Here is a 10,495-nt window from a genome sequence, read left to right as displayed (position 1 = left end):
CATGTGTTAAGCACGCCGCCAGCGTTCATCCTGAGCCAGGATCAAACTCTCTGATAAAAGATTTGTTCCAAGTTCAAAATCAACATACTAGCTAATTTATCCCTTTTACTGTTTTAAAGAATCTTTCGATCGTTTTGAATTACTTATTCAGAACTTTCGAGGATGTGTTTCATTGTTTAATTATCAAGGTTCTTCACTGTTCTCTCGGTCAGCAACTCGTTTATTTTATCAAACTCATTTGCATTTGTCAAGAACTTTTTTCAACTTTTTTTCAAAGTCGAGCGGAGAAGGAGGGATTTGAACCCTCGCGCCGCTATTAACGACCTACTCCCTTTCCAGGGGAGCCCCTTCAGCCAGCTTGGGTACTTCTCCATAGTTTGCCTGATTCATAATCAGATATTCAATTAACTGAGTTTTGAGCGGAGAGGGTGGGATTCGAACCCACGCGCCCTTTCGGACAAACGGTTTTCAAGACCGCCTCGTTATGACCGCTTCGATACCTCTCCGTGTGTGAATTCAAATCTCGGTAACTCCCGAAATCATCTCAGTTTTTGGCTTGTCAGCTTTGCGTTTTTATCTCTCTCGCTCAGCGACATTCGTTATTATATCAGCAGTGTTTCAGAATGTCAACCACTTTTTTGAATTTTTTTTACATTTTTTTCAATTTCTTTTTCGTTTTCGCTGTTTTTCCCCGTTTTGCAATTCACACATTTATTTTTATCTATTTATAGTTTGCTTTCTGTATTTTGCTTTTTTCTATTTTTCTGCCAGAAAGCTCTCTGCAACGAGCAGATCCTCCGGTGTTGTGATTTTTATATTTTCATAGCCGCCTTTTACCATCACTGATGCGATTCCCATCTCCTGCTCCACAACCATGGCATCGTCGGTGATTCCTTCTGTGGAATGCTGCATCAGTTTTTCGAATGCCGGAAACAGAAGCTCTGCTGCAAAGGCCTGCGGGGTCTGTGCCTGCCATACGAGATCTCTTCGCGGGCTTTCCCTGATTTTTCCGTTTTCATCGGTAAGCTTGATGGTATCCTTGACCGGCATGCCAAGGACACAGGCTTTTTCTTCTTTTACACATGCGCAGAGACGTTCCAGCATTTCCTGGTTTAAAAACGGGCGGGCGCCATCGTGAATCAGAACGTAATCGGTCTTCTGCTCCTGTTCGCTTTCCAGGCTTTTCAGCGTCTGCAATGCTTTCCAGACAGATTCATACCGTTCCCTTCCGCCTGCGCATACGGAAACAGTTTTCTTAATTCCATATTTTTCGATAATCTCTTTCTGACAGTATTCTATTTTATCCGCACCTGTCACAAGAATGATCTGGTCAATCTCCGGCGAATGTTCAAAAACCTCCAGCGCGTAAACCACGACTGGTTTTCCTCCGATTTCCAGAAACTGTTTTGCTACGCTTCCGCCCATCCGGGTTCCCTTTCCGGCTGCCAGGACAACCACAGTGTATTTTTCTTTCTTCTCGCTCATCTTTTCCTCCGTTTTCTACAAATGCAAAAACTCCGCAGCAGATCTCTCTTCTCCGTTCTGCTGCGGAAGTTTCTTTTTCTTATCGTTCTCCAAGCTTCAGGTTCGGTACGGCATTCAGGTCCCAGCCGTGGCGGGTTCCCTTCTGGTACTCGTAGTAAGCTGCCACACCGATCATGGCCGCATTGTCGGTACAGAAGATCGGGGACGGACGGTAAAAGCGGATGCCCTCTTTTTCACATGCTGCTTCCATCGCCGCGCGGAGTGCCCCGTTCGATGCAACGCCGCCGGCGATCGCCAGACGGTCCATATGGTAATCTTTGGCCGCACGGATGGCATTATCCACCAGAACGTCCACAACGGCCTGCTGGAAGGACGCAGCGATGTCTGCTTCGACAATTGGTTCGCCTGTCATCCGGCATTTGTTCAGATGGTTTAAAACGGCAGATTTTACGCCGCTGAAGCTGAAGTCATACGGCGCATCCTCCATGTGGGCACGCGGGAAGTCGATGGCGTGCGGGTTTCCTTCTTTTGCCAGCTTGTCGATCTTCGGTCCGCCCGGATAGCCGAGTCCGATGGCACGGGCTACCTTGTCGAAGGCTTCTCCGGCTGCGTCGTCTCTCGTTCTTCCGAGGATTTCGAAAGAACCGTAATCTTTTACAATGACAAGATGGGTATGGCCTCCGGAGATGATTTCACACAGGAACGGCGGCTCCAGATCCGGGTGTTCGATATAGTTCGCCGAGACGTGGCCTTCAATATGGTGAACGCCGACCAGCGGTTTCTTTTTTGCATAGGCGATCGCTTTTGCCTCTGCCACGCCGACGAGAAGTGCGCCGACAAGACCAGGGCCGTACGTAACACCGATCGCATCGATATCATCCAGAGTGACATCGGCTTCTTTTAAGGCCGCTTCTACAACCTGGTTGATTTTTTCGATATGTTTTCTGGATGCAATTTCCGGCACAACGCCGCCATACAGGGTATGGATGGCGATCTGGGATGAAATAATGTTAGACAGCACACATCTTCCGTTTTTCACGACGGAGGCTGCGGTTTCATCGCAGGAGCTCTCAATTGCAAGAATCAGGGTATCTTTTTCACTCATTTTTCGTTTCCTCTTCAAATAACAGTTCTACTGATCTTCCGTCTTTTCCAAGCTCTGCGGCCGGGAAAATCTTCTGTACCTCATCCATGTACCGCTGCGGGCCGACGAGCGACGGGGAAAAGTGGGTCAGCCACATTTCGGCAACCTCGGCATCTTTTGCCAGTTTTGCCGCCTCGTAGAAGGTCATATGCTTAAATTCTTTTGCTTTTGCCTGTTTTTCCGGCTCGCCGTACATTCCCTCGCAGATGAAAAGGTCGGAGCCTTTCGCATGTTCGGAGATCGACGGAATCGGGCGGGTATCGGTGCAGTAGGTCACCTTCAGTCCCTTTCTGGCAGGGCCGAGGACCATGTCCGGCGTATACGTCTTTCCATCCAGGGTGACAGTCTCGCCTTTCTGCAGCGGATTCCAGCATTTAATCGGAATTTCCTGTGCTTTAGCGCGCTCCACATCGAATTTTCCCTTGCGGGAGATTTCCAGCGAATAGCCGTAGCAGGTGATATTGTGCTGCACGCGGAAGGCTGTGATTTTGTAGCCGTTCATCTCGATCACTTCCTCCGGCGCTGTCACCTCGTGAAATACAATCGGGAACGGCAGCTCCGGGCAGATGACGCGCAGCGAATTGACGACGCGCTCCAGGCCTTTTGGGCCGATCATGGTCAGCGGTTCTCTCCGGTCAGTGTTTCCCATCGTCAGGAGAAGTCCTGGAAGGCCGCTGATGTGGTCTGCGTGGTAATGGGTGAAGCAGATGGCATCAATCGGCTTAAAGGTCCAGCCTTTTTCCTTGATGGCAACCTGGGTTCCCTCGCCGCAGTCGATCAGAAGGCTGCTTCCGTTGTATCGGGTCATCAGGGCGGTCAGGCGTCTGCCTGGCAGAGGCATCATACCGCCTGTTCCCAGTAAACATACATCTAACACGTTTTTCCTCCATATTCTATCCGGCTTTTTCGAAAGCCGGTCAGGTATTTTACGTTGAAAAAGCGTGTCCAAAACGGTTTGTTTCAGACACGCTCTCATCTTAACACAGTTTTTTCAAACACGCAATGACGCGGGTTTTATTTATTTGCTGTCATGACAGCTTCCTTCATCATGCGGACATACGTATAGATGTGCTGCTCCGCATGAGTGCCGTACTTCGCAATCATTTTGACGATAGCGCTTCCGACGATGACACCGTCCGCAATTTTTGCAATGTTGGCCGCCTGATCGGTCGTGTTGATGCCGAAGCCTACGGCTACCGGAATATCGGTTACTTTGCGGATTGCGGCGATCATGGAATCGAGGTCTGTCTTGATCTCGCTTCTGACACCGGTAACGCCCAGAGACGATACGAGGTAGATAAAACCTTCGGCGTCTGCGGCAATTTTCTGGATGCGCTGCTCAGACGTCGGCGCAATCAGGGAAATGACATCTACCTGATGGCTGCGCGCAATATCGTTTAATTCGCCTTTTTCCTCATACGGCATATCCGGGATGATGATGCCATTGATGCCGACTTCCTCGCATTTTGTAAAGAACGGCTCGTATCCGTAATGGAACACCGGGTTTAAGTAGGTCATAAACACCAGCGGAATGTCTGTTTTTTTGCGCACGGAGGCTACCATATCGAAAATTTTATCGGTGGTGGTTCCGGCTTTTAAGGAACGGAGGTCTGCCTCCTGGATGACAACGCCCTCGGCGATCGGATCGGAAAACGGGATTCCGATCTCGATCAGGTCTGCGCCTGCTTTTTCGAGCTCCAGAATATAATTCTCTGTTTTTTCAATGTTCGGATCTCCGGCTGTCAGAAACGGAATGAATGCTTTGCCGTTTGAAAATGCTTCTGTTACTTTACTCATGAAGGTCCCTCCCTCTGTATCTTGCAATGGCTGCTACGTCTTTGTCTCCGCGTCCGGACAGGCAGATGATGATGGAGTCTTCCGGATCAAATTCTTTTGCGATCTTCATCGCATGGGCTACTGCATGGGCACTCTCGATCGCACAGATGATACCCTCGGTTCTTGCGAGGTATTCAAAAGCTTCTACTGCCTCATCGTCCGTTACCGGAACGTATTCGGCGCGGCCGATGTCATGCAGATATGCATGCTCCGGTCCAATGCCCGGGTAGTCAAGGCCTGCGGAAATCGAGTAAACCGGTGCGATCTGACCGTATTTATCCTGGCAGAAGTAGGATTTCATACCGTGGAAGACGCCGAGTGTTCCGGTTGCAATGGTTGCTGCAGTCTCTGCGGTGTTGACGCCACGTCCTGCTGCCTCGCATCCAATCAGGCGGACATTTTTGTCATTGATGAAGTTATAGAACATACCCATCGCATTGCTTCCGCCGCCGACGCATGCCATGACGGCTTTCGGGAGTTTTCCTTCTTTTTCGAGGATCTGCTCTCTTGCCTCTTTGCTGATGACAGCCTGGAAATCGCGGACGATGGTCGGGAACGGATGCGGGCCCATAACGGAACCGAGAACGTAGTGGGTGTCATCGACACGTGATACCCACTCGCGCATCGCCTCATTGACGGCATCTTTTAAGGTCATAGTTCCGGTGGTAACGGCATTTACTTTTGCACCGAGAAGCTCCATCCGGTATACATTGAGGGCCTGACGGTCAGTGTCTTCTTTTCCCATGAAGATCTCACACTCAAGTCCCATCAGCGCTGCTGCCGTTGCGGTTGCCACACCGTGCTGGCCGGCTCCGGTCTCTGCGATGACACGGGTTTTTCCCATTCTTTTTGCGAGGAGGCACTGTCCGAGCACGTTGTTGATTTTGTGGGCTCCGGTGTGGTTCAGATCCTCTCGTTTGAGGTAAATTTTTGCTCCGCCGAGATCCTTTGTCATTTTCTCTGCGTAGTAGAGAAGGGACGGGCGGCCCGCGTAATTTTTCAGCAGGTCATCGAGTTCCTGGCAGAACTCCGGATCGTTTTTATAATAATTGTACTGTTTTTCCAGATTGATAATTTCATTCATCAGAGTTTCCGGTATGTACTGGCCTCCGTGAATACCAAATCTTCCGTCAGACATGTCTTATCCTCCTTATGCATTCTGTGATTTTTTTCGGGTCCTTTACGCCGTCTGTCTCGACACCGCTGCTGATGTCGACGGCGAAGGGATGTGTCTGTAAAATCGCCTGTTCCACATTTTCGGCGTTCAGGCCTCCCGCAAGGAAATACGGGCGGTCCATGTTTCTGATCAGTGACCAGTCGAACGATTCGCCGGTACCGCCTTTTCCGTGGTCGAGAAGGATGTAATCGGCGCTGCTTTTTTTCGCCTTTTCGACGTCCTCCCTGGTTTTGATGGAAAATGCCTTGATCAGTTCCCCGCCGGTGCGAAACCGGAGCGAATGGATATATTCTTCACTCTCATTTCCGTGGAGCTGTGCCAGATCGATGACGCCCTCTTCGAGGTATCCTGCGACAATCGCCGGAAGCTCGTTCACAAAGACGCCGACCGCCTGGATTTCGGGATCCAGATAGCGCCGCAGCGTCACGGCATGTTCTTTTGTAATCTGTCTGCGGCTTTTTGCAAAGACAAAGCCGACATATTCGGGCTTCAGCTCATTCACCGCATCGATGTCTTCCAGCCGTGTGAGCCCGCAGATTTTGATTCTGGTCTGTTCTTCCATAACGTTTGACTCCCCGTGCGCTCTGTTTTGTTTTGCGCACTTACGTTACCACTTTAACACATTGAAGAGAGTTTTTCAAGCTCTGCTTTTTTGTTGCTGCTCCGCATCAGCGTTTCGCCGATCAGAACGGCATCGGTTTTATTCTGATACAGTCTTCCGACATCCTCCGGCGTTTTGATGCCGCTCTCGGATACGAAAACAATGTTTTCCGGGACAAGCTCCCGCAGCCGCTCACTGTTGTGGATATCGACCGTGAAATCTTTTAAGTTGCGGTTGTTGACGCCGATGATCCTTGCTCCGGCGCGCATGGCCCGTGCAACCTCCGCCTCATCGTGGGCTTCCACAAGAGCGGAAAGGCCGAGGGAATGCGCTGTTTCCAGATATTCTTTTAAGGTTTCCTCCGGCAGCAGCGCACAGATCAGAAGGACAGCGGTGGCTCCGAGCACCTTTGCCTCGTAGATCATATAGGGATCCACGGTAAAATCTTTCCGCAGAACCGGGATGGATACGGTTTCTGCAATTTTTTTTAAATAACGCTTGTCGCCTTTGAAGTATTCCGGCTCGGTCAGGCAGGAAATGGCGGAGGCACCGGCCGTTTCATATTCCTTTGCGATCTCCAGATAGGGGAAATCTTCTGCGATGATGCCCTTCGATGGGGAGGCTTTTTTTACCTCGCAGATAAAGGACATGCCCGGCTTTTTCAGCGCCTGTTCAAATGGGAATCCGGTGTCCGGGTTCATCGCCGTTGCTTTTTCTTTCATTTCTGCAAGAGAACACTTCTCTTTTTCTGCAGCGACACGTTTTCTTGTGGCTTCTGCAATCGTTTCCAGTATCATATGTTTATTCCTCTTCTGCCAATTTGTTGGTGAGTGACACAAACTCTTCGAGTTTTTTCTGTGCTTTTCCGCTGTCGATCAGCTCCTCTGCCAGTTTTACAGCATCCTGCATCGGGATTTCTTTTGCTGCATGAAGGGCTGCGGCGGCATTCAGGACAACAGCGTCTCTTGCCGGGCCTTTCTTTCCTGCAAGAATTTCTTTCGTAATTTCAGCATTCTCCTGCGGAGTTCCGCCGACCAGCTCTTCTTTGGTGCAGCGGGTCATGCCGAACTCTTCCGGTGTGATGACGTATTCCTCAAACGTTCCGTCCTTGATCTCGCAGACGCTTGTCGGTGCGCTTAAGGAAATTTCATCGAGGCAGTCCTGGCCGTAGACAACCATGCCGCGTTTGACACCAAGATTGAAGAGAACTTCTGCCATCGGGCGGACAAGTGCTTCCTCGTAGACACCCATCACCTGCATCGTGGCTGCTGCCGGGTTGGTCAGCGGTCCGAGGATGTTGAAAATGGTCCGGATGCCGAGCATCTTGCGGACCGGTGCCACGTATTTCATGGACATGTGGTATTTCTGTGCGAACAGGAAACAGATTCCAAGTTTTTCCAGAACTTCTTTGTTTTTCTCCGGTTCCAGGTCGATTTTGACGCCGAGCGCTTCGAGACAGTCGGCTGCGCCGGATTTGCTCGATGCGGCGCGGTTTCCGTGTTTTGCAACTGCGACGCCGCCTGCAGAGATCACAAGGGATGCTGTTGTGGAGATGTTGAAGGAATTGGATTTATCTCCGCCGGTTCCGACGATTTCCAGAACATCCTTGTCATGTTCCATATGAACACCGTGCTTTCTCATGCCGTTGGCACATGCGGTGATCTCTTCGATTGTCTCGCCTTTCATCGTCATGGCAGTTAAAAATGCGCTGATCTGGATCGGATCGGCTTTTCCTCCCATGATTTCATCCATGGCGCCCTCTGCCATCTCGTAGGTTAAGTTCTCTTTATTTACCAGTTTTACAATCGCTTCCCGAATCATATTCTGTTCCTCTCTTTCTTTGCTGTCCTGTGATCTATCTTGTAATTTTTAAGAAGTTTTCTACCATCTGTCTGCCCTGCGGGGTCAGAATGGATTCCGGATGAAACTGGACTCCGTAGATCTTTTTCTCACTGTCCTCGACTGCCATGACCTCGCCGTCTGCAGTTCTTGCCGTTACCTTTAAGGTTTCCGGCAGTGTCGCTTCATCAGCTGCGAGGGAATGGTATCTTGCAACCGGAACGGTTTCCGGCAGCCCCTGGAATAATTCCGAGGTAAGATCCAGCGTTGTCTCGGACTGTTTGCCGTGCATCAGCTGTTTCGCATAGGTGACGGTCGCGCCGTACGCGGCACAGATTGCCTGATGGCCGAGGCAGACACCGAGGATCGGGATCTCGCCGCCTAATTTTTCTACAATCTCCATGCATCGGCCTGCCTGCTCCGGACGGCCCGGTCCAGGAGATAAAATGATGGATGCCGGTGCCAGTGCGCAGATTTCGTCGATCGTCATCTCATCGTTCCGGATGACCTTCATGTCCGGATTGATCGAACCGGCGAGCTGATACAGGTTATAGGAAAAACTGTCATAATTATCTACCAGCAGTATCATAAGTTACTTCCTCCTTCTGCCTCTGCAAGTGCGACCATCACGGCCTTTGCTTTGTTGATGCATTCCTGATACTCTTTTTCCGGTACGCTGTCGGCTACAATGCCGGCGCCGGAGCGGACGAACACTTTTCCGTTTTTCTTAAACGCAAGCCGGATTGCGATGCAGGTGTCCATATTTCCGGTGAAATCCAGATAGCCGATCGCACCGCCGTAAATGCCGCGCTTGTTGTTTTCCAGCTCGTTGATGATCTGGCAGGCACGGAGCTTTGGTGCACCGGAGAGGGTTCCGGCCGGGAGAACGGAATCGATGGCATCGACTGCGGTCTTGTCTTTCCGAAGCTGTCCTTTTACAGTGGAACCGATGTGCATGACGTGGGAGTAACGCTCGATTGACATGTATTTTTCTACTTCCACGGTTCCGAAATCACAGATCTTTCCGAGATCGTTTCTTCCCAGATCAACCAGCATGTTGTGCTCGGCACGCTCTTTTTCATCGGCGAGGAGTTCTTTTTCCAGCCGCTGGTCTTCTTCATAGCTCTTTCCTCTCGGCCGCGTTCCGGCAAGCGGGAAGGTCCGGACCTCTCCGTCCTCGACTTTTACGAGAGTTTCCGGGGATGCACCGGCGATCTCGACATCATCACTCGAGAAGTAGAACATGTACGGCGACGGATTCGTCGTGCGGAGAACGCGGTACGTATCGAGGAGGCTTCCCTCAAAATCAGCTTCGAGCCGGTTGGAGAGAACGAGCTGGAAGAGGTCTCCCTCGTGGATATAATGTTTGACCTGCTCGACTTTCTCACAGTACGCTTTCTCATCGAAGAGCGGGCGGAACTCGGATTTCAGGTGGCCGGCTTTCGTCTCGGCCGGTTTTCCGAAGCGGATCAGCTCTTCCATTTTTTCGAGTTCCTGTACGGCTTTTTCGTAATTTTCTTCGAGATTTTCGGTTTCGATATTAATCATCAGTACGATTTTCTGACGGTAATTATCATAGGCGATGACCTTATCGAACAGCATCAGGTCAACATCTTTGAAATGTTCCTGATCTTCTGCGTCCAGCTTTAAGGTCGGCTCGCTGTACTTGATGTAATCGTAAGAGAAGTATCCGACGAGGCCGCCAGTGAAGGTCGGCAGTGTCGCGATCTTCGGACTTTTATTTTTCTCAATCAGGGTTTTGATGACGGCTCCCGGATGGGCTGTCTTTGCGGTCAGCCGGATCTGTCCGGTCGGAAGCTGTTCTTTGCGGCTTTCCGGAATATCTTCTACTTTTTTCATCTCTGCCGCATCGGCGGTGATTGTCAGGTTTCCGTTGACACAGGTGAGTTCCAGCGACGGATCGTAGCCGAGAAAGGTGTATCTTCCCCACTGTTTTTTATCCTCCACGCTTTCGAGCATGTAGCAGTGGCTGCTGACGCCCTGCAGGACTTTCAGTGTTTCTACTGGTGTACGGATATCCGAATAAATTTCTCTGCTTACCGGGATTTTCCGAAAAGCTCCCGATGCGGCTGCTTTTGAAATTTCTTCTAACGTCATCTGTTTCATCTTGTTATCTCCTCTCCTTGTGTCTGCAAAGGCTGTCATCAACACTGGTCCTCAGAACCAATTTCTGATATACAAAAAACCGCCCCCGGCAAAGAATCACTTTGTTCTTTGCCAAGGGCGGGTATATTTTTATACTCGTGGTGCCACCTTGTTTTGCGATTGCTCACACGCTCTGCAGAATACGATCATATTCCTGGCAACTAACGTATGCCTGCACGTTACAGAATACTCAGACGGTTTCCCGCTTTTCCCTGTACCCTCCGTGGTCCATTTGCTGATCCGCTTT

At 50.4% G+C, this 10,495-nt stretch carries 10 protein-coding genes, 2 tRNA genes and 1 rRNA gene (1 of these 13 cut by a window edge); all 13 read right to left on the bottom strand.

Translation table 11 applies throughout. The annotated features are described in order from the left end of the window. A 16S ribosomal RNA gene (locus DWZ44_RS11975) occupies nucleotides 1-57 on the bottom strand (it extends 1,524 nt beyond the left edge of the window). A gap of 225 nt (nucleotides 58-282) precedes the next feature. Further along, nucleotides 283-372 (bottom strand) — tRNA-Ser (locus DWZ44_RS11970). A 48-nt stretch (nucleotides 373-420) separates the two neighbouring features. Then, nucleotides 421-506: transfer RNA gene (locus DWZ44_RS11965), tRNA-Ser, on the bottom strand. Between the two features lie 250 nt (nucleotides 507-756). Then, nucleotides 757-1,485 carry a 2-C-methyl-D-erythritol 4-phosphate cytidylyltransferase gene (ispD, locus tag DWZ44_RS11960; RefSeq protein WP_117761648.1) on the bottom strand — a complete coding sequence of 243 codons (729 nt, stop codon included), beginning with the start codon at nucleotides 1,483-1,485 and terminating at the stop codon, nucleotides 757-759. 79 nt (nucleotides 1,486-1,564) lie between these two features. After that, on the bottom strand, nucleotides 1,565-2,590 hold the full coding sequence (gene tsaD / locus DWZ44_RS11955) for a tRNA (adenosine(37)-N6)-threonylcarbamoyltransferase complex transferase subunit TsaD (protein WP_022462650.1): 1,026 nt from the start codon (nucleotides 2,588-2,590) through the stop codon (nucleotides 1,565-1,567). Further along, nucleotides 2,583-3,506 carry a ribonuclease Z gene (locus DWZ44_RS11950; RefSeq protein ID WP_117761647.1) on the bottom strand — a complete coding sequence of 308 codons (924 nt, stop codon included), beginning with the start codon at nucleotides 3,504-3,506 and terminating at the stop codon, nucleotides 2,583-2,585. Before DWZ44_RS11950 ends, tsaD begins: the two co-directional genes overlap by 8 nt. Before the next feature lie 137 nt (nucleotides 3,507-3,643). Next, a complete protein-coding gene (trpA, locus tag DWZ44_RS11945; RefSeq protein WP_117804941.1) occupies nucleotides 3,644-4,426 on the bottom strand; it encodes a tryptophan synthase subunit alpha in 783 nt (260 codons plus the stop codon). Further along, nucleotides 4,419-5,603, bottom strand: a complete 1,185-nt coding sequence (gene trpB, locus DWZ44_RS11940) for a tryptophan synthase subunit beta (RefSeq protein WP_022462653.1) — start codon at nucleotides 5,601-5,603, stop codon at nucleotides 4,419-4,421. The genes trpA and trpB overlap by 8 nt, the downstream gene beginning before the upstream one ends. Next, the gene (locus DWZ44_RS11935) at nucleotides 5,596-6,204 is read right to left on the bottom strand and encodes a phosphoribosylanthranilate isomerase (RefSeq protein ID WP_055228636.1); all 609 of its coding nucleotides are present in this window, start codon (nucleotides 6,202-6,204) and stop codon (nucleotides 5,596-5,598) included. Before DWZ44_RS11935 ends, trpB begins: the two co-directional genes overlap by 8 nt. A 53-nt stretch (nucleotides 6,205-6,257) precedes the next feature. Continuing rightward, nucleotides 6,258-7,040, bottom strand: coding sequence for an indole-3-glycerol phosphate synthase TrpC (gene trpC / locus DWZ44_RS11930; RefSeq protein ID WP_117804940.1), 783 nt, complete (start codon nucleotides 7,038-7,040; stop codon nucleotides 6,258-6,260). Between the two features lie 4 nt (nucleotides 7,041-7,044). Further along, nucleotides 7,045-8,064: an anthranilate phosphoribosyltransferase gene (gene trpD / locus DWZ44_RS11925; protein WP_117804939.1), complete on the bottom strand. Its 1,020-nt coding sequence runs from the start codon at nucleotides 8,062-8,064 to the stop codon at nucleotides 7,045-7,047. Nucleotides 8,065-8,098: 34 nt separating this feature from the next. After that, the gene (locus tag DWZ44_RS11920) at nucleotides 8,099-8,671 is read right to left on the bottom strand and encodes an anthranilate synthase component II (RefSeq protein WP_022462657.1); all 573 of its coding nucleotides are present in this window, start codon (nucleotides 8,669-8,671) and stop codon (nucleotides 8,099-8,101) included. Beyond that, complete coding sequence (trpE, locus tag DWZ44_RS11915; RefSeq protein ID WP_117804938.1) at nucleotides 8,668-10,209, bottom strand: anthranilate synthase component I; 1,542 nt, start codon at nucleotides 10,207-10,209, stop codon at nucleotides 8,668-8,670. The genes DWZ44_RS11920 and trpE overlap by 4 nt, the downstream gene beginning before the upstream one ends. Nucleotides 10,210-10,495: the final 286 nt, after the last annotated feature.

It is taken from the genome of Blautia sp. AF32-4BH (assembly GCF_003460565.1).
Taxonomy (GTDB): domain Bacteria; phylum Bacillota; class Clostridia; order Lachnospirales; family Lachnospiraceae; genus Fusicatenibacter; species Fusicatenibacter saccharivorans.
Note: the sequence above shows the minus strand (reverse complement) of the source record. Positions and strands in the feature narration are given on the sequence as shown.

Coding starts and splice junctions, on each gene's coding strand:
- ispD (WP_117761648.1), bottom strand. CDS start 1,485: ATGAGCGAGAAGAAAGAAAAATACACTGTGGTTGTCCTGGCAGCCGGA.
- tsaD (WP_022462650.1), bottom strand. CDS start 2,590: ATGAGTGAAAAAGATACCCTGATTCTTGCAATTGAGAGCTCCTGCGAT.
- trpA (WP_117804941.1), bottom strand. CDS start 4,426: ATGAGTAAAGTAACAGAAGCATTTTCAAACGGCAAAGCATTCATTCCG.
- trpB (WP_022462653.1), bottom strand. CDS start 5,603: ATGTCTGACGGAAGATTTGGTATTCACGGAGGCCAGTACATACCGGAA.
- DWZ44_RS11935 (WP_055228636.1), bottom strand. CDS start 6,204: ATGGAAGAACAGACCAGAATCAAAATCTGCGGGCTCACACGGCTGGAA.
- trpC (WP_117804940.1), bottom strand. CDS start 7,040: ATGATACTGGAAACGATTGCAGAAGCCACAAGAAAACGTGTCGCTGCA.
- trpD (WP_117804939.1), bottom strand. CDS start 8,064: ATGATTCGGGAAGCGATTGTAAAACTGGTAAATAAAGAGAACTTAACC.
- DWZ44_RS11920 (WP_022462657.1), bottom strand. CDS start 8,671: ATGATACTGCTGGTAGATAATTATGACAGTTTTTCCTATAACCTGTAT.
- trpE (WP_117804938.1), bottom strand. CDS start 10,209: ATGAAACAGATGACGTTAGAAGAAATTTCAAAAGCAGCCGCATCGGGA.